This window comes from Rhizobium sp. L43 (assembly GCF_002531725.1).
In the GTDB taxonomy this organism is placed as follows: domain Bacteria; phylum Pseudomonadota; class Alphaproteobacteria; order Rhizobiales; family Rhizobiaceae; genus Rhizobium.
Window position 1 is genome coordinate 13,108 of the sequence record NZ_NWSQ01000027.1, and the last position, 21,734, is coordinate 34,841.

The window sequence follows — 21,734 nt, forward strand, 5'->3', positions numbered from 1 at the left end:
CCATATACTGTGGAAGCCGCTATCGTCGCGAGTATTTTTGGAGCATGTGCAGTGATAAGAGAATTCATCACAGTTGCTACCGTCGATAAGCTTGCGGAAAAATAATATCCTGATCGACGAGCACGTTGAATTTGTAGCCCGGGCGGATTTGGATCGTCGGCTGGACATTGAGGTTCTTCGAGATCGTCTGCTCCGCGACGCGCCCGAAGCTTTCCGCGAAATTCCGCCTAGCCGCATCGGACGCCGTGTCCTGCGTCGCAATCGTCGAACTCTCCGGCATCGACATGTCGATCCCAGTTCCGATCAACGCGACGAGTGCTGCCGAGCTCCAGGTGCGCCAGAGATGCCGATCGACCTTGTCCTTGAAGCCGCCATATCCCTCGGCGTCCGTGCCGGCCATGCCGCCGATCTGCAGGGTCGATCCATTAGGAAAGATCAGGTCGGTCCAGACCACGAGGACACGCTCCTGGCCGAACGAGACTTTGGAATCGTAACGGCCAAAGAGCTTGGCACCCTGCGGGATCAGGAGCCGATAGCCGGTGGCGCTGTCATAGACGTTCTGGCTGACCTGCGCGCTGATGCGCCCCGGCAGGTCGGAGTTGAGGCCGGTGATCAAGGTGGCGGGAATGACTGAGCCACGCTTCAGCTCATACGGCGACATCTGCGGCACGACCTGGTTCGGCAGGTAGCCGAGATCCTTGATGTCCTGATTGAAAAAGTCCTCCTTCGACGTCTGCCCGTTCTGATCGACGTTCTGTCCCATCAGGCCGGATTTCATGGCGGCGGCATAAAGGTCTGACGCGCTGTTTGCTGCGATATTTGTCGGCTGACGGCCGGTGTCGTTGGTGGAGTTTGCGGCCTTCTCGACGTCGGAGATGTCTACCTGCAACGGCGATTCGAGCGCCGTCGCGCGAGCCTGGAGACGTGCCATCCGTTGGCGCTGGGCCTCGCGCATATATTGTTCATCCTCCTCCCGTTTCAGGCGAGCCTTCCACTCTTCCTCTGACTCGAGCCTTTGGCGACGGTCTTGTCTCTCCTCAGGTCGGCGCTCGACGACCGGTTCCTGCGTCTCCTTTTTTTCCACCACGACGGGTGTCGGCTGAAACACCTCCTGCTTTTCTGGTTCACCGATAATGCCATCCGTGACACCCCGCTTGAGTTGGTCCCCGAAAGTCGTCGCCGGTGTGTTGGAAGCACCCTCGATGTCGCCACGATTGAAGGAGAGCCCCCGCAGCGATAGACCAATCACGACGACGCCGATGAATAGCACGATGACGATGATGGCGACGATGATCGGCAGGCGGTTGAGCCGGCGCATGCCATTCTGATCGTCGGCTTGGCTGGGCGTGCCAAGCTGGAGCGACTGGACCATGTTTGTCTCCGTCAATTGCGCTGCATGATCGAAAGCGGACTGGCCGGCGTGGCGCCGGCCTCTGTCGGCGTATAGGCGCGGCCAAGAGCGATGGAAGGCGTCGAGAGCCGCACCAGCACCTGCCCGTCGAAGCCCTCGATTGCATAATCAAGTTCGACCGGCTTGACGTCTTTGGCCGTTTTGCCGTCGGTGGCGACTGTATAGCCCCACCCTTTCAGGGCCGCCTCAAGGGCGGTCGCGAATTCAGACGTATCCTTTTCCATTTTGATCGTGTTCGTAGCACCGGCCGGGCCGATCTGTTCAGCCAGGCGACTTGCCATGTCGCCGGCGATGGCGCTTGCAGCCGGTCCGGTGACGGCCACAGGCGTGGAACTGGTGGTCAGTGCGTCGCCCGCCGTTTGGCAGCCGGAGAGCAGCGCGACCGCGATGAAAAACGCGAGAAGCCTCCGCATGGTCAGCCTCCCCTCCGGATCCTGATCTTCTGTTGCCGCCAACCGACGCCGGAAACGAGGATCGCCTTGTCGATCGCATAGTCGACGGTCATCACGTCGTTCTTCATCCGATAATTGACGATGCGATTTTGACCGCCGGAGACGACGAAGAGCACCGGCGCGTCCTCGCCGGAGATCGATTTCGGGAACTGGATGTAGGTCTTCACCCCGTCCGAATAGACCCGTTTCGGTTTCCAAGAAGCACTGCCGCTGATCGAATAGGAAAAATTCAGCTTGTCCGGCGCGGCGCCCGGAATGCCACCGGTTTCGAGACGGGCGTTGATGTCGGCGAGCTTGGTCGACACGTCTTCCGGATATTCGAACCCAACGCGCGCCATGTACTGGCTGGGGTGGGACTTGAGCTGGATATGATAGGTGCGCCGCGATGTCGTCACGACCATCGAGGTAACGAGCCCAGGTTCGGAGGGTTTGACGATCAGGTGGATGGCCTGCCCGCCTGTCGCTCCCGACGTCGCAGGCTCTACCTTCCAGCGCACGGTGTCGCCGACGAGGACGTCGCGGACGATCTCGCCACCCTGAAGTTCGATGTCGCAGACCTGCAGCGGCGAGCAGACGACGGACGGCTGGGTCTCGCCGAACAGAAAGATCACCTTGCCGTCCGGACCTGTCGTAACCAGTCCCGGCGTGCCACGCCACTTTCTGGAAAGATTTGTTCCCCTGACCTCATTCGTCGTCATGCTTTGCGCCTGCGCGCCCGCCGCAAGCAAGAGTCCGGCCATGCAGCCGGCGGCTGCGATCAATCCCGTTTTTTTCATTGAAAGAATCCCTGCCCTTAAAGCTGTCCCGTCCAGTCAAAATCCCGGACGTAGAGGCCGATCGGATTGAGGCGAATCGTCGCCTCATCCTGTGGCGCGGTGAGCGTCACCGTTGCGATCCCGCGGAAACGGCGTGTGCCGGTTTCCTTGCCCTTGCGGTCCCGCTCGTATTCCGTCCAGTCGATCTGATAGGTCTGGTTCGAGAGCGCGACGATGTTGTTGACCTCGATGGCAACGGTCGAGGACTTCGCCTTCTCGAATGGAGAATTGCCTCGAAACCAGGCGTTGACCTTCTCGGTTGACGGGTCGGAGGTGCGAAGAAGGGCGTAGGTGCGGTCGATATATTGCTTCTGCACCACCGCATCCGGCGTGATCGAGCGAAAGCTTGTGACGAAGTTGCCGAGTGTGGCGCGCACCACGCGGACATCGGCATACTCGATCTGCTCGGGAAAGCCTGCCGTGACTGCGGCTCCGAGCTTGTCGACCTCGACGATGTAAGGCACGAGCCTCACTTGCGTGCTCAGATACATCGCGTAGCTGAAGCCGATGACGGCCATGACCAGGCCGAGGACACCGACAATGCGCCATGCGGCTGCGGCCTTCACATAGGAGCCATAACGTTCGCTCCATTCCTGGCGGGCGGCAAGATACGGGTTTTCCGGGGCGCGGTTCGCTGCCATTTATTCTTCCCTTGTCTCGATTACGGTTTGTCGTTGCGTTCGGGAGGAGGTTTCGGTCCGCTATGACCGCCGCGCTGTTGATCGAGCTTGGCGTTGGCCAGTCCGAGAATGGACCCCGCATAGGCGCCGGGCGAACCGATCGCCTTTTCCTTCGCGGCCGATCCGGCTGCTTGCGCGCCGGAACCGAAGCCTGCACCTATCCCCCGTAGAGCGGCACCAGCGACGGATGAACCGCCAGCTCGTGCGGCTTGAGCGGCCGCAAAGCCCGCGCCGGCAGCGCCGGCAGCGAGGAAGCCAGCGCCCGCGGCGAAAGAGGCCGCCTGCCCGCCGTGGCGGATCGCTTCCATTCCTCCGGAAACCGATGCGCCCTGGACAACGCCTTGAATGATGTTCGGGACATACATGGCGATAATGAAGACCACGACGGAAATACCGGCGATGGCCAAGGTGGTGACGAACTGATCTGACGAGGCAGTCGGAGCTTGAGCGAGGCCGAGCAGCACGTTCGATCCGATCTTGGCGATCATCACCAAGGCCATGAGCTTCATGCCGACGCCGAAGGCATAGACGAGGTAGCGAACAGCAAAGTCTTTCGTGAAGGAAGAGCCGCCCAGTCCGAGCATGATCATGCCGGCGAGCAAGCCGACATACATTTCGACCATGACCGACACGAAAATAGCCGCAACCAGCGAGAAGCAGATGACAACGATGCCCATGGCGAGAACGGCGGCAATCGCGAGCGCATTGTCTTCGAACACCCCGAACTGTGCTTGTTGCGACATTTGGGAGGCGACGCGGATGCCTGCATCGAACACTTCAGCGGGCGAAGCTGAACCCCCGCCGGCGCCAATCTGGAAAAGGCTGTCGACTACTGCTCGCGCAAAGGTCGGACCTTGGGTCAGAACGAATGCGAAGAACCCGATGAACATGATCCGCCGCACCAGTTCGGCGAACCAGCTGTCCAGTGAAGCTGACTGTATCGCCAACCAGACGGCGGCAATGCCGATCTCGATCGTTGCGAGAATCCAGAATAGGGATTTCGCCGCCTCCATGATGGTGGTCTCCCACCCCTTCGCAGCGGACGAGACCTGGTTTTCCAGTTCCGTGAGGACCTGTCCCTCCTGCGCAAATGCGGGAACTGCATAGGCGAGGAAGAAGAGGCCTGTAATCAGGAACGAACGCGCAACAGTTACCTTCACCATCTCGGGCGCATCTCCTGGCCTTCCTTGATCGGCGGCAGTTCCTTGTCGGAGCCGAAGAATTTTTCCCGGACGGCGCGCTGCTCCTCGGTTAGCGCAGTTATTCCTGTGTTTCGCGAATTGAGGATTAGCACAGTCGCTGCAGACGATGCAGCGGCGGCAGCCACCAGCAAGGCAATCAGGACGGGGCGGCTCACCATCGCGGTTCCATTTTCTGGCCTTCCGGAACGCTCTTGACCTCCGCGTTGAAGAACTTTTCCCGCCGCGCCTGCGCCAGGTCCTTGTCGGTCTGTTCCGTCTGAAGCCAGGTTCCCATCATTGTCATCTGTTGGGAGACGAGACCGCGAAGCTTCTGCATTTGCGCGACTTGCTGGGCGGCGATCTCGTGGCCGACCTGCAAGGCCTTCATCTGCCCGTCAGCCGTTTCGGACATCGACCTCAACGACGACATCGAATCTTCCTCGCTATCGAACTGGTCGGCCGTGAGGCTCGCCGCTTTCAGCGAGCTGGCGATTGTGTCGCGGTTGGTGTTCGACCAGGACTGGTAGGTCGAGGAGAACGTTGCGTTGTCCGGCAAATTCGTCTTGAGATCGGCATAACTCTGAAAGCGCTGCTGAAGAACGTCGTCCGCATTCCCCATCGAAAAGGCGATGCCCTGTCCCTGGTCGACGATACTGCGCAGCTGGTTGAGATCGCTTTCGACCTGACCCCAGACATGGTGAGGAAGCTGCGCAGTGTTTTGCAGCATGTTCTCGTAGATCTTCAGCTGGTTCTGGATCTGCTCTGCAAGCTGGCTGATCTGGGTCAGTTGATTGTCGACCTGGATGCCGGAGCTTTTCATGAGATCCACGAGCTGCGCATTGTTGGCGAGCTGCGTCCATTCGGTCGCAGCGCCGGTGGCTGTACCGGCTTGCACTGAGCCTGCAGCTCCGATCACGAGAGCGGCGGCCGCCAAGCGGGCAAGCCATCTATTCGTACTTGAGTAGCGATGCGGCATCGTGAACTCCTCTCGTTTCAAGCCAGTGGATCGGCCAGTCGCGGCCATGTTCGGATTTCAGCGCGCGGATGCGTTTGAGGTCCTCTTTGCCCGACGCGCCGACGAAGCTCAGGGCGACTGGCCCAAGCGACATGTCGAAGAGCCGCCGGCCTTCTGGCGTGGCGACGTAGTATTCGCGCTTCGGCATGGCGGTAGCGACGATCTCGATCTGTCGCTCGTTGAAGCCGATGCTCTCGTAGAATTCTCGCGTGCCCGACTCACGGGCGGCGCCATTCGGAAGGCAAATCTTGGTCGGGCAGGATTCCTTCAGCACGTCGATAATCCCGGACCGTTCGGCATCGGAGATCGATTGGGTCGCAAGAACGACAGCGCAATTCGCCTTGCGCAGCACCTTCAGCCACTCGCGAATCTTGTCGCGGAATACAGGATGGCCGAGCATCAGCCACGCCTCGTCGAGCACGATCAGACTGGGGGACCCATCCAAACGCTTCTCAATTCGACGGAACAGGTAGGTCAGCACTGGCACGAGATTTCGCTCACCCATGTTCATCAGTTGTTCGGTCTCGAAGGTCTGGAAGGCGCCGAGCGTGAGGCCGTCCTCTTCCCCATCGAGAAGCTGGCCCATTGGACCATCGACGGTGTAGTGATGCAGTGCGTCCTTGATCTCGCGCAGCTGCACGCCGCTGACGAAATCAGACAGCGACCGACCGGATGCGCTCGCCATCAGGCCGATCTGCCGAGAGATGGCGTTACGATGATCGGGGGTGATGGTGACACCCTGCAGGCCGACCAGCATCTCGATCCATTCTGTCGCCCACGCCCGGTCGGCGTCACTTTTGAGTTCGGACAAGGGGCAAAAGGCCAACGCCCTTTCTCCCTCCGCACTGTCACCACCGATCTCATAGAGATCGCCGCCGGCTGCATGCGTCAGGGGCAGAAGTGAACTGCCTTTGTCAAAGGCGAAGATCTGCGCATTTTCGTACCGGCGAAACTGTGCCGCGATCAGGGCGAGCAAAGTAGACTTGCCTGAACCGGTCGGCCCGAAGATCAGCGTGTGGCCGACATCATCGACGTGCAGGTTCAGACGGAACGCTGTCGAGCCGCTCGCGACCTGCATCAAGGGCGGGGAATTCGGTGGGTAAAAGGGGCATGGGGAGACCGGATTTCCGGACCAGACGGAGTTCAGCGGAATCAAGTCGGCGAGATTGCTGGTGTTGATCAGCGGCTCACGGATGTTGCAATACCAGTTGCCTGGCAAGCTACCGAGATAGGCGTCAGTGGCGTTGAGCGTTTCGATCCGCGCCCCGAAACCTTCCGCCTGGATCAGCCGGCGGATCGCTTCGGCCTTCTCCTGGAGTGCTTCGCGATCGCTGTCGAACAGCACGACGACCGGTGTGTAATAGCCATAGGCAACCAGCTGCGATGAGGCCTGCGCGATGGCGTCCTCAGTCTCGGCCACCATGGTCATGGCGTCCTGGTCGACGGATCGACTTTGTGTCTGGAATATCTGGTCGAAGAACGGCCGAACTTTCTGTTGCCATTTCTTGCGTGTGCGTTCGAGCTTCTGTCGGGCCTCCTCGGCATCGAGAAAGATGAAGCGCGATGACCATCGGTAGGTCAGCGGCATCAGGTCTAGGCTGTTCAGAATGCCCGGCCAGCTTTCGGCCGGCAGACCATCGATCGCAACGACGCCGAGGAAACGGTTTTCGACTTTTGGCGTCAGCCCGTGTTCGAGCTCTGCGGTGGCGATCCAGTCGAGATACATGGGAACATCGGGAAGCCGGATTGGATGGCTTTCCCCGGTGGTGCAGAATCGGGCGAACTGGAGGAGCTCGTCATATCGGGCAATCCTCTCCCCTCCCCTTTCGACCGTTTCGCGGGTTTCCATTCGTCGGATCGAAAGTGTGTTGGCAAAATACTGCTCAAGCTCTCGCACCGCGTTCTTGAACACGAAGAGCACAGTGTCCGCGTAGGATTTCTTCCGGCTTTCCTCATCCGAGTAGATGTATTTGCTGAGAGCAGTCTTCCTGGACTCGAGCGGCCGGTAGGTAAGGATCAGCGCATGCTTGCTCTCGAAATGCCCCTGCTCGCGTGCGAAATGCGCCCGGCGCTCGACATCGATCGCACGGGTCACCGGGTCAGGGAAATGGCAACGGTCTTCCGAGGGATAGTCGACCGTCGGAATGCGGATGGCCTCGACCTGGATCATCCAGCCACTTCCAAGCCGTGACAGAACGGCATTGATCTGCCTCGACAGCTCGTTGCGCTCGAGGTCGGTCGCGCTTTCGGAGTCCGGGCCAGCGAAATACCAGCCGGCCATCAGGCTTCCGTCCTTCAACAGGAGGACACCATTGTCGACGAGGCCGGCGTAGGGAACGAGATCGGCAAAGGATGGGCCGGTCACCCGGAAGCGTTTGAGAGCTACCATGGCCGCCTCCTCAATACCGCCGCCACGGCGAAGTGGTCGCCTTGTAGTAGGGCTTGTAGGAAATGTGCCTGATATAGACTTGCCGCGTCAGCGGGTCGGACTTCGCCATCATTCTGAGCAGCCCGACGATCACGACCCATACAGCGACGCCGAAGAGCGCCGAATAAACAGTGAGGACGACGAAGATCAGGATCACCGCTGCAAGACCCGTGATCAGCACCAACTCCCGGTCGGCGCCCATCAGTAGGTTCGGGCGCGAAAGCGCGCGGTGGATTCGGTTGCGCCGCAGGCCGGAAAGGGACTCAACCATGATCGCCCTCCCCTCCTCCGTTCGAAACAATTGTGATCTGATCGTCCGTCAGCCCGATCGAAGCGCCCGTCGCACCGAACAGGCCGACGATGTTGGTGGCGCCGAGCAGGATGCCGGCGACGAGAACGACGTACACAAGTCGCCGCGCGAAATCGTTGAGCTCGCCGCCGAAGATGAGCATGCCGCCGGCAATGGCCACGGCTGCAAGCGCGATCGCACCCGCGACCGGACCTGTGATCGACTCCTGGATCTGTTGCAGCGGCCCTTCCCATGGGAGGCTGCCGCCGGAGCTGGCAAGCGCCGGCGCGACCGAGGCAAGAACGATTGGCACCGCCCAGAGCGCGGCAACGATGAGAGCATGCTTACGCGACATGGCGCGCCTCCTGTTCTTCGGTGAGCTGATCGGATTCGATCTCGTACCGTCCGTTGATGAACCGCTCGACTTGGATGATGTCTCGAACAAGACGCCCACGCGGCGTCCGTTCGATCGAGATAACCAGGTCGACGGCCTCTCCGATCACCTCGGGCATCGGCTGCTGGCTTGCTTCGGCCGTCAGCTGTTCAAGGCGACGCAGCGCCGACATGGCAGTGTTGGAGTGAACGGTCGCCACGCCCCCGGGGTGGCCGGTGTTCCAGGCCTTGAGCAACGTCAGGGCCGCGCCGTCGCGGACTTCGCCAACGACGATCCGGTCGGGACGCAGCCGCATGGTGCTCTTCAAGAGCCGCGCCATATCGATCGTATCGCTGGTATGGAGGAGAACGGCGTTTTCGGCCGCGCATTGGATTTCCGCGGTGTCTTCAAGAATGACCAGGCGATCCTCCGGCGCAGATTTGACGATCGCGTCGATCACAGCGTTTGCAAGCGTCGTCTTGCCCGAACCGGTTCCTCCGGAAATGATAATGTTAAGCCTCGCGGAAATGGCGCTGCGGATCGTCGATGCCTGGTACTCGCTCATGACGCCGGTGCGGACATAATCTTCGAGCGGAATGAGGCGTGACGCGCGGCGCCGAATGGTAAAGGCAGGCTTGGCGACGATTGGGGGCAACAGACCCTCAAAGCGGTGGCCGCCGATCGGCAGCTCGCCGGAGATGATCGGCTGTTCCGTGTCCACTTCGGATTGAAGCGCATGCGCCACGGTCCCGATCACCATCTCCGCGGCGGCAGACGACATCTCGCCGGCGGGCGCAACGCCGTGACCGAGGCGTTCGATGAACAGCTTTCCGTCCGGATTGAGCATGATCTCGACAACATTCGCGTCGTCCAGCGCCACGCAGAGCTGATCGCCAAGCGCTTCTTGCAGTTTGCGGACAAGCCGCGGGTGGGAGCGAAGCTGGTTCACGGATTTCTCCTTAAGCTGCCTGGCTGAGAGGGGTGAGTTCAGAACGGTAATTGGAAGGGCGGAGGCTGAGGAACGTCGCCGCATTGGCGGGCAGGACCCCAGCCACGGCCATCGTCACGCCGATCTTCTTTGGCTCGCCCAAACGCTTGAGCGGCCATCCGACGCGAGCGAGGATCCGCTCGAACCGAATATCGGTTACCGTGACAATCTCGGTGTAGCCATTCGCCATGCACCATTCGATGATGCCCGCGAACATGGTCAGCGTGGCTTCGTGGACGAAGCCGTCCCCCCTCCCCTCCGCGAGAGCCGTGTCGACGCAGAAGCGAGAACTCTCGATCATCGCGGCATGACCGTTGAGTCGACCGTCGGGGAGAAGCGACGGAAAAACGTCGGCTACCATTGTCGGACCAAGCGTGGGAAGGAGCCTCACGCACCCCGCCAGTTGGCCCGTCTCTGCGATGGCGAGAACGTAGGTCGGCCGAAGCGCGTCAAAATCATCGGACCCACACCCCGCCGTCACGTTGACTTCCCAGCCCAGGCGATCGGAAAAGACCCGCGCACGTAGCTGATAGTGGATGTGAAGGAGGTGCGCCTCTAGGATCGTCCGAGGCGTTGAGATCGCGAGAATCTGCATGATTTTCTCCGTCGTTTGTTGGACGGCCGGAAATCAGCACAGATTGGAATCGAGGGGCAATTGTAGGATTCAACATGCGCGTTGCGAGGTGAGTCGCGGTTCAAGGGGGGTGTGGTGCTACAGAACCTCCGAATCTCCTTGTTGTTATGCTGTTCGGATTTGTAGGATTCACAGGAGAACAATCCGGGATCAAGGACTCGGTGATGTGAGCTAACTTACGGAGCAAAAAAGCAAAAACCCGAATAGCTTCATGCAGATTGTCCCCAGTCGTTAACGTTCTGTTAACCCTAAACTTCTGGACCGGTTCGGAGAATCGTGTTCTATCTTTGGCGGGCAGTGGCCGGTAAACCGGTAGAAAGCCGCCAAGAGGGACAGATGGCGATAGCAAACCGAGTAGAAACTGTTGTTGGCTCGAAGGAAGATGCCGGCAGCAAAATCATGCGCCATGCCGGGCTCTTGTCCGGGCAATTGCAGCAGCTCAGAACTCGTATGTATCCGCCAAAGTCAGAAAAGACTCTGCGTCCGTTTCTGACCAATGAAGTGTCGAAGCTGACGTCTATACCCGATTCGACCCTGAAGCTGATGTCGACCGAAGGACGTGGTCCGGTTCCCAGCAGGCTGGAGAATAACCATCGCGTCTACACGCTAGCCCAGATCAATGAACTGCGTGAATTGTTCGCGATGCAGAAACCTGCAGACGCCTTGCGATTCCTTCCTCGACGTCGTGCCGGCGAGCACCTCCAGGTTCTTGCGATAGCCAACTTCAAGGGCGGCAGCGCGAAAACGACAACCTGCGTCCACCTTGCCCACTATCTCGCCCTGCATGGGTATCGCGTCCTCGCGCTCGACCTAGACCCGCAGGCATCCTTGTCCGCTTTGTTCGGTGCTCAGCCCGAGGTTGACGTCGGCTCGAATGAAACGATCTATGCCGCTTTGCGTTACGACGATGCCGAACGTCGTCCAATCCGCGAGATAATTCGCAAGACATATTTCGATGGCATCGACCTCATTCCTGGCAATCTTGAAGTCATGGAGTATGAGCACGAAACGCCACGGATATTGGCGAACAAGTCCAGCTCCGGCGCGATCTTCTTTGAGCGACTGAAACTCGCCCTTTCGGAAGTCGAGGCGGACTACGACATCGTGATTCTCGACACTCCGCCGTCGCTCGGCTTTCTGACGTTGAGCGCGATATACGCCGCGACTAGCATGATCATCACGGTCCACCCGGCCATGCTGGACGTCGCGTCAATGAGCCAGTTTCTTCTCATGATGGGCGATCTGATTAGTGTTTTGAACGAGAGCGGCGCTCAGTTGGACCAGGACTTCATTCGGTATCTGGTCACACGGCACGACACAAATGACGCGCCACAGTCGCAAGTCGTTGCGATGCTTCGGCACCTGTTCGGCTCCGATGTACTATTGCCAACCGCCATTGAAAGCACCGCCGTTGAGGCAGCCGGCTTGGCGAAACGTTCAGTATACGAGCTCGAATTGGGGCAGATCGGGCGCGATACTCATAAGCGTGCCCGCGAGGCAGTAGATGCTGTGAACGAGGCGATTGTTCGCCTCGTCAATGACAGCTGGGGGCGGACATGAGTAAATCTCCTCGCAAGTCGATTGTCGCCAGCTTCGGTTTGCTTTCCGCGGAGTTGGAGAGTGATCAGGCTGCGGATCAACAGCAGCCGTCGCAGACCCCTGCCCCGGCTCCCGGCAATCGTGTCGGAGCAGGTGTGATCGGTGCTGCTCATCGAGCGATCGACGACATTCGAACCGAGCGAGATCGCTTGAAGGCTATCGTTGAGTCGGGCGGTGGTGCGGTTCGCGAGTTGGATCCGTCACTCATCGACCCCTCCCCTTATCCGGACAGGCTGCCGGACGATGACGGGGCGAGCTTCGAGGTGTTCAAGCGGTCGATCGAGACTGAGGGGCAAAAGGTTCCGGTCCAAGTCCGCAAACACCCCTCGTCGCCGGGTCGCTATCAGATCATCTACGGGCATCGACGCTGGCTCGCTGCCATGCAGCTTAAGAGGCCTGTTCGCGCGCTCGAAGTCGAGATTTCCGACCTCGACCTGGTTCTCGCACAAGGTATTGAAAACGCGGCGCGCCAAGACCTCACCTGGATCGAGCGCGCGCTATTTGCATCACGAATGGATGATGCGGGGATCAAGCCTCGGCACATATACGCCGCGCTTTCGATCGAAGACGCAGAACTGGCTCGGATGCGGAATGTCTACAGGGTCGTTCCGGCAGATATCATCGAGGCCATTGGGCGGGCTCCAAAGATCGGGCGGCCACGTTGGCTCGATCTTGCCAAGACGGTTGCGGGTGACGCGGGAACGCTCGACGCCTTACGGGCGGCGCTGGATAGAAAAGGCGATGCTGCAGAGACCTCCGATCAGAGGTTTCAGCGTGCATTGAACGCGATCAAGCCGGTATCGACGGGTCGTCGGGAGCCAATCCCGATTGAAGACAAAAGCGGAACGAAGCTCGGCACCCTGTCGATGTCCTCGAAAGAGGTTCGAATTTCGGCTGAGGGCACGCTTGGGATTGAATTTTTGAAGTTTGTTGAGGCGGAGCTCCCAGCGCTGACTGAGCGCTTTGCCCGCCTGCGAGAAAACGAGGAACCCTGACAGTTGTCAGGGTTCGGAAGAAAGGAAGCGCTGCAAAAGAAAAAGGCCCCCAAACGTTGCCGTCGTGGAAGCCTCTCTCAATGTGTGACAACTAGAGAATCGCATTTCCCCGAATCCCAGTCAAGAGTCTTTGGCACCGTAATTTTGGTGAGCGGGTTTCTTTTGCCTTTTTGAAGGTGAAAAAAATGCAGATTGGAAGTGTGACGACGCCCTTTGGGCGACGGCCGATGACGCTTGCCTTGGTGAAGCGGCAAATTGAGGCGAGTGAGATTAAGCCAGGCAAGACGGCGGACAAATGGAAGGTCTTTAGGGACGCCTCCGAAGCAAGGGAGTTGCTTGGGTTGCAGGATCGCAGCCTCGCCGTCCTCGACGCACTCTTGAGCTTTTATCCCGACAACGAATTGCGCCAAGATGCGCAGCTCATCGTTTTTCCGTCCAACGCCCAGTTGACACTTCGGGCGCACGGTATCGCTGGCGCCACGCTTCGCAGACATCTGGCTCTTCTCGTAGAGGCCGGACTGATCGTTCGCAAGGACAGCGCGAATGGGAAGCGCTATGCCCGGAAGGACAAGGCAGGTGAGATCGATAGCGCATTCGGCTTTGATCTGTCACCCTTGCTCATGCGGGTGGATGAGCTTGCAATGATGGCGCAACAAGTCGTTGCCGATCGTTTTGCCCTCCGTCGGGCGAAGGAAAATTTAACGATATGCAGGCGCGACGTTCGAAAGCTCATTTCTGCTGCGATCGAGGAAGGTGCGTCGGGCAACTGGGAAAGCATCGAAGCGATCTACACCGGTCTCGTGGGCAGGATTCCGCGCTCTCCGACGCTCAGTGATGTGAATTCAATCCTGGACGAGATGGAGCTTCTGCAGCAGGAGATCATCAACATCCTGGAAATGCATCAAAAAGATGAAAATGTTAGCACCAATGGTGACCATCATGAGCAGCACATACAGAATTCAAATACCGAATCTTGCTGTGAATTTGAACCTAGCTCTAGGAACGAGCAGGGCGCAAAGGCCGTGAACGATGGTCGGCCAAAGCGGGAGCCAGTCCGGAATTTTCCGCTTGGCATGGTGATGCGGGCTTGCCCCGAGATCTCGATGTATGGGCCGGGCGGTACGATCGACAGCTGGCGCGCAATGATGATTGCAGCGGTGGTCGCCCGATCGATGCTGGGCGTCAGCCCGTCGGCCTATCAAGAGGCATGCGACGTGATGGGGCCGGAAAACGCGGCGACGGCGATCGCTTGCATCCTCGAGCGGGCAGGGCACATCAACGCGCCAGGAGGATATCTCCGAGATTTAACACGCAAGGCGGCACGGGGCGAATTTTCGTTAGGGCCGGTTCTCATGGCGCTGCTAAGAGTTCACGGACAAGGCGAGCGCGCAGTGGGCTAGTTGTTTAGACCCGGCATTTGATGGTGCAATATTTTTCTTGGCATGGAGGGAAGCACTATGGGCCATAGTTCTACACGGGAGCGCCACGACGACAGAGGCAATCCGTCGAGCAATACAAAATAGTGAAGAAGAGCCTGAGAACGCTTTCGAAGCGATACGGGATCAACCAGAAAACCGTGGCGAAATGGAAGAAGCGGACATCGTTGGTCGATCTTCCTACAGGTCCGAAGGACCCGCACTCGACGACCCTTTCCCTCGAAGAAGAGGCCGTTATCGTCGCCTTCCGCCGGCATACGTTGCTACCGCTCGATGATTGCCTCTACGCTCTTCAGCCTACCATCTCACATCTGACGCGTTCGTCGTTGCACAGGTGTTTGCAGCGCCACGGCATTTCACGTCTGCCGGAGGTCGGAGGCGACAAGGAGCCGAAGAAGAAGTTCAAAAGTTATCCGATCGGCTACTTCCACATCGATATTGCCGAGGTGCAGACGGCTGAGGGCAAGCTCTATCTCTTTGTCGCAATTGACCGAACATCCAAGTTCGCGTTCGCAGAGCTCTACAACAAAGCCGACAAGATGAATGCCGCCCAGTTCTTGCGCAATCTGATCGCGGCAGTGCCCTACACCATTCACACCGTTTTGACCGACAATGGCATTCAGTTCACTAACCGAGCTTGTGATCGAAATGCCTTCCAGCACATCTTCGATTGGGTCTGCGACGATCACAGCATCGAGCATCGCCTGACAAAGGTGAAGCATCCCTGGACCAACGGACAGGTCGAGCGGATGAACCGAACGATCAAGGAGGCGACCGTCAAGCGCTTCCACTACGACGATCATGCGCAATTAAAAAAACATCTCGCCGACTTTATCGACGCCTACAATTTCGGGCGCCGGCTCAAGACGCTAAAGGGCCTCACGCCTTACGAGTTCATATGCAAACGATGGACTTTGGAGCCAGATCGATTCATCATCGATCCCATCCATCAAATGCCGGGACTAAACACCTAAGGCCCCCACAGACAAAACCCTGACAGCTGTCAGGGTTTTGGTTAGCGCATTTCGCCCGCTCCTATTGAAGGCAAAGATCCGCGATGCGTGATGGGCTGATACACATGCAGGCCTTCACCGATATGGCAACGGTTCGGAGAAATCGTGAGCGTCGCATTGCAGTCATTTGCTGCGTGGTTCACCTACGAACTTCTGGCGTTACGGGTCGGCGACCCCTTATGAAGCGCTCGTCGCAAAAGCCGAGAAAGGGTCAGGGTCACGGACGTATGATTTACTCCGATACGGCACTCTCGAGGTGGGGGTTCGTGTGAATGAACCAGCGAAAGGACTGGAGCGATACACCGGGATGGTTAGACTAGCTGTTGCATTCGCAAGTAGTGGTATTCCTTGAGTACGCTTCCCGTTGCGAAACTCGCCGGTCGGGAAAGGACGCGGGCGAGTTTCGCGACATCGTTCTGTTCGACTAGGAGCGCAGCCAATTGCCCAATAGAGAGCGATGCCGTAGGGAGTGAGCGAATCCAAATCTGCCTCGATACGTCATCATTCAGATTATTAGCGATGGCCAGGGTCTTTCGCAGCTTTTCGAGCGTTTCGTTTGCCTTCTTCACTCTCTTCTTGGCCGAAGGATCTTTCGCCACCAGCTCGCTATCTGTTAGAGCAGCAGAAAGCTGTGCGAAGACAAATCGATCTTGCAGGGTTCCATAGTCGAAAAGGGTCATGGAAAGACGAATGATCTTCCTGGCGCGGTGCTCCAGAACGAAACCGTCCTCGAAAACAATCCGGCCATGGCTCTCAAGCATGGATTGATGCTGGAGGGCTTGCGCTTGTGAGGCAACGATGCCCTCAAGATAAAGAAGTATCGCGTCGGCTGCGTTGCCCGACATGGCGGTGCGCGTAATGGGTTTGGCTTTGCACTCGATAAATATGATCGTATTGTCATCCTCGAGAACCAGATCGCACTCTCCATCGGCACCGGCCATCTGGTACGATTTAGCTTCTATCGTCGGATGGACATCTCGAAACTTCAGGATTGCGCCGGTGGTTCGCTCGAGGCCCTCACCCGTCAATGCGCCAATTTCATCTTTTGTGAGCACTTTGCGAAGGCCAGCAGCGACGGCCTCGTAGCAGGCAGGGCCAAATGCCGATCGAGTCGGGATAAACACGTCCGCGGTCGAACCTGCCCTGCAGAAAGGCTTGAACATGAGATCTGCTTCGGGTGCTGAGAAGGGAGATACGTAGTTGTTGTTCGGGGTTGGAGCTTGATGCGTCAGGTCACGAAGCAACGCAGACACCGTTTCTGCAGGAAGAACGGACTCCAATGCGCTCTCAGTTAAAACGCCAGGACTGGTTGCTACCTCTCTTATCAGGGCCTCTGATGCGGTTGCTGCGTCCTCCACTCCCCATCCCAACTGACCGCGCAGCCTTGAATCCTGATCGGTGCCAAAGAAGCTACGGAGAAATATGGGAGTAATGAACGGCGTCCATTGCTGCAGCGAAAATAGGTGATCATGCAGCGTCGCGTCAGCGAGCCACTGGTCGATATCCCTAGTCGACACGCTCAACGCCCAAAACTGGCCGTAGCTCTCTATGCCGGTCAGGGCTACAAGATCGCGGGCCAGCGCCACAGCCTGATGCAGGACATCATTATGGTCAGCTACGATGGACGTCAAACCTTCCACGCGGGCCGTCAGCTGCCAGAGAAATCCGAAGGGCACGGAGGATTCTCTTGGGTGCTGTTTTGGATTGCGTGAGTATAGGACTTGGTCGAACTCATAATCATAAAGGCGCCTTGCTAAGCCTTCCAAGAAGGAAAAAGCTTTTGTCCGGCCAACGCTTGTCAATCGCGCAAGGATCTGCTGTGTGACGGTCAGGAAACCGTCCGAATTGCGGTCAATGCCCGTCTCGTCGAGCGAGAAACTGTGGCCGCCATCACGCAAGCGTTGCAGGGCAGCGACCATGTTTTCCGTCTTTGAATCGGGCGTTCTGAAGTTGTTTAAGGCTAACAACCGCCTACCTACATCAAGCGCAATGTGCCATCGTTCGTGGCTTGGTTTGATAAGACCTTGTGAGACAGGAAAGCGCTGCGCGATCTTTTCCAACACGAAGAGCAGCGCGCCGTCTCTCCCCGTGAGGGCGTTTGACAATGCTGCGTAGCGGATAAGCTTTCGCAGGTCGGCCACTGAAAAGGGGCTTCCGTCGTCCAAAAGAACTTTTGCTAGCATTGCGTTAAGTTGCTCCTCCTCGTCACGAAACGCGACGGCAGGTGGAGGAAGCTCGGTTCTTCCTGGATTGTCCCATGCCGCTTCAAGGTAGAGGACAAAATCTCGGAAATTATTGGATTCGGACATCGGGCAACCCTATCAAAGTTTATGTAGCCGAAATTCTATTACCCTACTCCTAATTGCAAGGCGTCTTAGCTGCGGCCGATTACGTGCCTCGAATAATAGGCAATCTGCATTCAGGCAGCTGCCCACTGCCGGCCAGCGTGATTGAAATAGCTTGAGGCTTGCAGCACTTGTCGATGCAGCGTCTCCTCGATCGCCTACGGGAGGAGGAAAAGCCACGATTGGCGGCACCGTGATCATCCGGCCCGCAATCCATTAGGGGAAAACTCCCCGCGATCCAGGCTAGCGGTTTCCACCCGCGGCTTGATCGTCGTTTGGCATTTTGGGCTGGAGTTTGCTGTATCGTAACAATTGTCCCGATATGAATCGGCATTTAGCGGTTTCGCGAGAGTCGATCATGTCTGGTGTGAATGAGGATCAAATCAGGGATTATTTGATCGACAATTTGGATCTGGTGGAACCAAACCTGAAATTTCTAGGTAAGGAACACCACCTCAGGAACCCAAATGGCTCAGACGGATTCCTCGATATATTCGCGGTCGCACCGGGAGGTGAGTATGTAATCATTGAGATCAAACGGACGCGAAGTGCATCGCGCGATGCAGTGCATGAACTGATCAAATATGCCGCACTTCTTCGACACAAGCTTCTAGTCAAGGAGCGGGAATACCGCTTTATCCTTCTATCTGTGGACTGGGTGGATCTGCATGTCCCGTTTTCCGAGTGGATGCGGAACTGCCCCTATGACGTTTCGGCTGGACGAATTGTGCTGGGGCAAAATAAACTTCCGGCTCGCATCGAAAAGGTTGTTTCGAATCCGCGTGTTCTCAATCGTCGCATTGCTCGAAGGCACTACATGTGGCGGTTTGGGTCTCAACCGGACATCGACCGAGCCATAAAGCTCATCGCAAAGCACATGAACACCAGCGGTGTCGAAGATTTCATTCTGATTTTTTCCAAAATACCCGCCGATGACATGCACTACCTATACTTTGCTCAGCAACAAAACTCGAAGGAGTTCTATCTGAACGATCTCGAGAGACGACTTTCGCGAGCGGCGTTTCGAGAAGTCAAGGATGACGTAGAGGGTCACGTCCTCCAAATCGATCAAGAGGCTGTCGCAGCTGATAGGATGTACGAACCTGGTTTCGAACTTGTCCATTCGAGATTGAGATCGATCAGCTCTACGATCTCGTACCCGGAGCGGGCAGGCGAATGGTTCACGCCTGATCGTATTAGCGAGGCCGAGATCAGGCGTTACGGCAGGTTCATCGATGTATCGATGACTGACGCGGAGCTGATCAAAGAACTCGTTGTAACGGATTCGTTCAATGATCTCGATATTGTTGCCACGACCGAATCGAATGCACAGATGGGAGAGCTGGCCGCATCTGTGAAGCGTGCGCTTCAATTTAACAACGAGTGGCATGCGACCCTGCGTGAGCTCTTCGAATACGCGAGTGCAGGTGGACCGGCGGTGATACGCCTTCAAATCTACAGCAATGACGATATTCTCCGCGTTCTGGCAGCGGAGTACTACGAGGCTAGCCTCTACACCCCTGCACTCCAATGTGAGATCGAGTTTGTGACCCGCCGCGAGGTGTTCCAGGGCTTCCTGGAATGGGATGGAGCACCGGTAGACGTTCGATCCGTCATACGTCGTCACTTCGGAGATCACGCGCGCGACTATGCTTCGGAGAAATTTTGGGGCTCGCACCGACCACGGAACATGGATGTCATGTCGGATCTTGGCCTGCGCTATTCGATCGGAAAGACCTCCGAAAGAAGTTTCCATCGCGTTCGCCTGCAAGGCAAAGAAATGGTCGTACAATCAGCAAAGGAAGGGCTTCCGGATTTTGTCACATATGCCCAGGAGGCCGTCGCCGAATTGGCGCAGTTTTTTGATGAGACCGACACCGGGTTTGAAAACGCCATCGCAGGTTACCACTATCAGAAAATAGTTCAGGCTGAGGCCTTTCTCAAACAGGTCATATCGGCCACTCGCGCGACAAAAACGGACAAGTTTTGGCTTGGTCAACTACCAGCCGGGTGTGACTACTGTGGTCGCCCATTTGCACACCTAAGGTATATGGCTGACGGATCATTCAAAAGAGAACCTTCTGGCAACTGGTGTGCGGCTTGTTTGGTGGACAAAACCCGCTCAAGCGGCGGGTTTACCGGCGAGATTTACTTCGCAACGAGCAAGGGCTGGCAGTTGGTAGAGACTGACCAGTTTTCGGCCGTCATCGCGTAACTCAGCCCCGGGTTGGAATCATAGACTGTTGGTCTGGACGCGCAACGACTCAAGTCACGCATAGTCAAGACGAGGCGGCTAAACTCGGTCGACCAACGCTGCCTCTTCGCATAATCCGGCTTAGGCCTTGGAGGCAGCAGAATGAACTTCTTAAACCCGTCCAAGCCCGTCGGACGGATGTTTCGTCATCCCATTATGCGAGTCGCCCGCCCACTTCGCCGCGTCGCGTTGTTGTAGTAGCTGGACGCTTGCTGAAGCGACCGGTGCCTCGACTGCTCCATCGCCTCGGGTAACGGGATGCCGCGGTTGGCTGCTTCCGTCAGATACCCCGACCGTAATCCATGCGCCGAAAACTCCCCCACCTCCAATCGGGCCATTTCGACGCGCAACTTGACGATATCATTGACCGCCTTCGGATCGAGCGCCCGGCGAGACACATTGCCCCAGCGATCGATCGCCCGGAACACACTGCCGCCGTCGATCTTGGCGGCGGCCAGCCAGGCATGCAGCGCCTCCACCGGCCGGCCGGTCAGATAGACGACCTCGTCCTGGCCGGCGCCGGAATTTTTGGTGCGGCCGAGGTGGATGGAGAGCGAGGGGAGGGGGCTTCCATCCTCGACAGTCACCGGCGGCTCGATCGTTAGCTGTTCTTTCCGCAGGCCGGCCACCTCGCTGCGCCGGCGGCCGCCGGAGCCGAAGGCGACCATCAGTATGGCCCGGTCGCGCAGATCGCGCAGGCTGTCGCCGCTGCAGGTCGCCAGCAGTTTGGCCAAAACATCGCCGGTGACCGCCTTGGCGCTCTTGCGGCGGCGCGTCCGGGGGACGGCGCGCACGGCGAGACGAATGGCGGATTTCAAAGTCGGGGAGGCGAAGGCGCCGTCGAGGCCGCGCCACTTGGTCAGCGTCGACCAGTTGGCGAGCCGTCGTCCGACGGTCGCCGGCGCATGCGGCCCGGCCGACCGGAGAAAGCCCCCGTCTCGCAAGGACTGGTCCACCTCGGGCGGCATGCCGTGCTGGGGATCGCTTTCGCGCCGCGTCGGATCCCAGAGATGATGGGCGACGAACTTCAGCAGCAGCGCTTCCGGTGCCGGCCAGGGCAGCGGACTTTCGGTCGCCGCTAAGCACCAGGCCTCGAGGTAAGCGAAATCGGACGTCAGCGCCCGAAGCGTGTTGGCACCCATGCCTTCGTTGACCAGATGTTTGAGCGTCTCGACGTCCTGGTCGGACAGGATTTCGGCGAGTTTGTCGCGCCGGTCGATCGGCAGCACCGCGGCAATGGTGTCGAGGGTTTCGGCCCGCCGGGCGATCGCGTCTGGTGCCGTGTTCGCAGCAAGAATGTCCAAAATGCCTCCTGAGGCGCGAAAACCGGGTGTCAGCACGGCCGCATTGGCCCTCCATTGATACCGTTTTCGCTGATTTGCGGCGTTATAGCAATCACTTCCGATAAGCAGTACTTATCGGAAGTGAGGCGTCGTCTCAACGATGTCGACCAGTGACGGATGCTAACTCCGCAATAGCGTCCGTTTAACAAATCATTTACCATGAATTCAATGCGTTATGATTTGTCCAAAATCCTCATGACCAGCCTTCAGCGACCGGTTGCTGACGCGACCTGTTGGTGCGGCTCGACGAGCGCATCGCCCGTTCACCGGTCGGGCAAGGCTGGATCGAACGATCGCACTATACCGACGCCTGCGCCTCGCTGTGGATCGATGGTGAACTCGTCCACTTGGAAGACCTCGTCCTCCATGACGCCACCCGCGATATTCGCACACCCACCCATGAGCTGTGAGCGTCCGGTGAGCGGATTTTGGTTAGGTGTGGGATTGGCGCAAGTTACGACACAGATGATTCATTTGTGACGT

General features: G+C 58.1%; 18 protein-coding genes and 2 pseudogenes. 6 read left to right on the plus strand and 14 right to left on the minus strand.

The genetic code is table 11. The features are described from left to right. Positions 1 to 76: 76 nt before the first annotated feature. From trbI to CO667_RS27335, 12 genes are read right to left on the minus strand one after another with little or no spacing between them, the layout of a single operon-like run. Entirely contained in the window at positions 77 to 1,372 is a 1,296-nt protein-coding gene (trbI, locus tag CO667_RS27280) for an IncP-type conjugal transfer protein TrbI (RefSeq protein WP_096771500.1), read from the minus strand. An 11-nt stretch (positions 1,373 to 1,383) separates the two neighbouring features. Beyond that, a complete protein-coding gene (trbH, locus tag CO667_RS27285; protein ID WP_088395893.1) occupies positions 1,384 to 1,824 on the minus strand; it encodes a conjugal transfer protein TrbH in 441 nt (146 codons plus the stop codon). Between the two features lie 2 nt (positions 1,825 to 1,826). After that, a complete protein-coding gene (gene trbG, locus CO667_RS27290; RefSeq protein WP_088395894.1) occupies positions 1,827 to 2,639 on the minus strand; it encodes a P-type conjugative transfer protein TrbG in 813 nt (270 codons plus the stop codon). Between the two features lie 17 nt (positions 2,640 to 2,656). Further along, entirely contained in the window at positions 2,657 to 3,319 is a 663-nt protein-coding gene (locus CO667_RS27295) for a conjugal transfer protein TrbF (protein WP_088395895.1), read from the minus strand. 20 nt (positions 3,320 to 3,339) lie between these two features. Beyond that, positions 3,340 to 4,521, minus strand: coding sequence for a P-type conjugative transfer protein TrbL (trbL, locus tag CO667_RS27300; RefSeq protein ID WP_088395896.1), 1,182 nt, complete (start codon positions 4,519 to 4,521; stop codon positions 3,340 to 3,342). Further along, entirely contained in the window at positions 4,515 to 4,715 is a 201-nt protein-coding gene (trbK, locus tag CO667_RS27305; protein WP_081284279.1) for an entry exclusion protein TrbK, read from the minus strand. Before trbK ends, trbL begins: the two co-directional genes overlap by 7 nt. Continuing rightward, on the minus strand, positions 4,712 to 5,515 hold the full coding sequence (gene trbJ, locus CO667_RS27310; RefSeq protein WP_064843797.1) for a P-type conjugative transfer protein TrbJ: 804 nt from the start codon (positions 5,513 to 5,515) through the stop codon (positions 4,712 to 4,714). The genes trbK and trbJ overlap by 4 nt, the downstream gene beginning before the upstream one ends. Further along, positions 5,487 to 7,943, minus strand: coding sequence for a conjugal transfer protein TrbE (locus CO667_RS27315; RefSeq protein WP_096771499.1), 2,457 nt, complete (start codon positions 7,941 to 7,943; stop codon positions 5,487 to 5,489). The genes trbJ and CO667_RS27315 overlap by 29 nt, the downstream gene beginning before the upstream one ends. 10 nt (positions 7,944 to 7,953) lie before the next feature. After that, on the minus strand, positions 7,954 to 8,253 hold the full coding sequence (locus CO667_RS27320; protein WP_064843799.1) for a conjugal transfer protein TrbD: 300 nt from the start codon (positions 8,251 to 8,253) through the stop codon (positions 7,954 to 7,956). Then, positions 8,246 to 8,626 (minus strand): TrbC/VirB2 family protein, encoded by a 381-nt coding sequence (locus CO667_RS27325; RefSeq protein WP_064843801.1) that lies wholly within the window; start codon positions 8,624 to 8,626, stop codon positions 8,246 to 8,248. The genes CO667_RS27320 and CO667_RS27325 overlap by 8 nt, the downstream gene beginning before the upstream one ends. After that, entirely contained in the window at positions 8,616 to 9,593 is a 978-nt protein-coding gene (gene trbB, locus CO667_RS27330) for a P-type conjugative transfer ATPase TrbB (RefSeq protein WP_064843803.1), read from the minus strand. The genes CO667_RS27325 and trbB overlap by 11 nt, the downstream gene beginning before the upstream one ends. A 10-nt stretch (positions 9,594 to 9,603) precedes the next feature. Further along, the gene (locus tag CO667_RS27335; protein WP_141399552.1) at positions 9,604 to 10,227 is read right to left on the minus strand and encodes an acyl-homoserine-lactone synthase; all 624 of its coding nucleotides are present in this window, start codon (positions 10,225 to 10,227) and stop codon (positions 9,604 to 9,606) included. A gap of 375 nt (positions 10,228 to 10,602) precedes the next feature. Between CO667_RS27335 and repA the strand changes: the two genes are divergently transcribed. The 4 genes and pseudogenes from repA (at position 10,603) to CO667_RS27355 (ending at position 15,270) form a co-directional block, all read left to right on the plus strand. Beyond that, positions 10,603 to 11,826, plus strand: coding sequence for a plasmid partitioning protein RepA (gene repA, locus CO667_RS27340; protein ID WP_064843953.1), 1,224 nt, complete (start codon positions 10,603 to 10,605; stop codon positions 11,824 to 11,826). Further along, entirely contained in the window at positions 11,823 to 12,860 is a 1,038-nt protein-coding gene (gene repB / locus CO667_RS27345; RefSeq protein WP_064843806.1) for a plasmid partitioning protein RepB, read from the plus strand. Before repA ends, repB begins: the two co-directional genes overlap by 4 nt. A gap of 185 nt (positions 12,861 to 13,045) precedes the next feature. Next, entirely contained in the window at positions 13,046 to 14,260 is a 1,215-nt protein-coding gene (gene repC, locus CO667_RS27350; protein ID WP_064843808.1) for a plasmid replication protein RepC, read from the plus strand. A 42-nt stretch (positions 14,261 to 14,302) separates the two neighbouring features. Continuing rightward, positions 14,303 to 15,270: pseudogene (locus CO667_RS27355) on the plus strand (IS481 family transposase). Between the two features lie 350 nt (positions 15,271 to 15,620). Here CO667_RS27355 and CO667_RS27360 read toward each other — a convergent pair. Then, the gene (locus CO667_RS27360) at positions 15,621 to 17,618 is read right to left on the minus strand and encodes a YraN family protein (RefSeq protein WP_141098791.1); all 1,998 of its coding nucleotides are present in this window, start codon (positions 17,616 to 17,618) and stop codon (positions 15,621 to 15,623) included. Between the two features lie 394 nt (positions 17,619 to 18,012). Between CO667_RS27360 and CO667_RS27365 the strand changes: the two genes are divergently transcribed. Next, positions 18,013 to 19,869, plus strand: coding sequence for an endonuclease NucS domain-containing protein (locus CO667_RS27365; protein ID WP_064843629.1), 1,857 nt, complete (start codon positions 18,013 to 18,015; stop codon positions 19,867 to 19,869). Between the two features lie 185 nt (positions 19,870 to 20,054). Here CO667_RS27365 and CO667_RS27370 read toward each other — a convergent pair whose 3' ends face one another. Beyond that, positions 20,055 to 21,212 carry a site-specific integrase gene (locus CO667_RS27370; protein ID WP_096771498.1) on the minus strand — a complete coding sequence of 386 codons (1,158 nt, stop codon included), beginning with the start codon at positions 21,210 to 21,212 and terminating at the stop codon, positions 20,055 to 20,057. Between the two features lie 198 nt (positions 21,213 to 21,410). Between CO667_RS27370 and CO667_RS27375 the strand changes: the two are divergent. Then, positions 21,411 to 21,658 (plus strand): annotated as a pseudogene (locus CO667_RS27375) (hypothetical protein); the annotation flags it as partial. Positions 21,659 to 21,734 lie beyond the last annotated feature (76 nt).

Bases quoted from the DNA above. Each gene is read 5' to 3' on its own strand.
- trbG (WP_088395894.1), bottom strand. From the start codon at position 2,639: ATGAAAAAAACGGGATTGATCGCAGCCGCCGGCTGCATGGCCGGACTC.
- CO667_RS27315 (WP_096771499.1), bottom strand. From the start codon at position 7,943: ATGGTAGCTCTCAAACGCTTCCGGGTGACCGGCCCATCCTTTGCCGAT.
- repA (WP_064843953.1), top strand. From the start codon at position 10,603: ATGGCGATAGCAAACCGAGTAGAAACTGTTGTTGGCTCGAAGGAAGAT.
- CO667_RS27360 (WP_141098791.1), bottom strand. From the start codon at position 17,618: ATGTCCGAATCCAATAATTTCCGAGATTTTGTCCTCTACCTTGAAGCG.
- CO667_RS27325 (WP_064843801.1), bottom strand. From the start codon at position 8,626: ATGTCGCGTAAGCATGCTCTCATCGTTGCCGCGCTCTGGGCGGTGCCA.
- CO667_RS27320 (WP_064843799.1), bottom strand. From the start codon at position 8,253: ATGGTTGAGTCCCTTTCCGGCCTGCGGCGCAACCGAATCCACCGCGCG.
- repC (WP_064843808.1), top strand. From the start codon at position 13,046: ATGCAGATTGGAAGTGTGACGACGCCCTTTGGGCGACGGCCGATGACG.
- trbI (WP_096771500.1), bottom strand. From the start codon at position 1,372: ATGGTCCAGTCGCTCCAGCTTGGCACGCCCAGCCAAGCCGACGATCAG.
- CO667_RS27335 (WP_141399552.1), bottom strand. From the start codon at position 10,227: ATGCAGATTCTCGCGATCTCAACGCCTCGGACGATCCTAGAGGCGCAC.
- CO667_RS27295 (WP_088395895.1), bottom strand. From the start codon at position 3,319: ATGGCAGCGAACCGCGCCCCGGAAAACCCGTATCTTGCCGCCCGCCAG.
- trbJ (WP_064843797.1), bottom strand. From the start codon at position 5,515: ATGCCGCATCGCTACTCAAGTACGAATAGATGGCTTGCCCGCTTGGCG.
- trbL (WP_088395896.1), bottom strand. From the start codon at position 4,521: ATGGTGAAGGTAACTGTTGCGCGTTCGTTCCTGATTACAGGCCTCTTC.
- trbH (WP_088395893.1), bottom strand. From the start codon at position 1,824: ATGCGGAGGCTTCTCGCGTTTTTCATCGCGGTCGCGCTGCTCTCCGGC.
- CO667_RS27365 (WP_064843629.1), top strand. From the start codon at position 18,013: ATGTCTGGTGTGAATGAGGATCAAATCAGGGATTATTTGATCGACAAT.
- repB (WP_064843806.1), top strand. From the start codon at position 11,823: ATGAGTAAATCTCCTCGCAAGTCGATTGTCGCCAGCTTCGGTTTGCTT.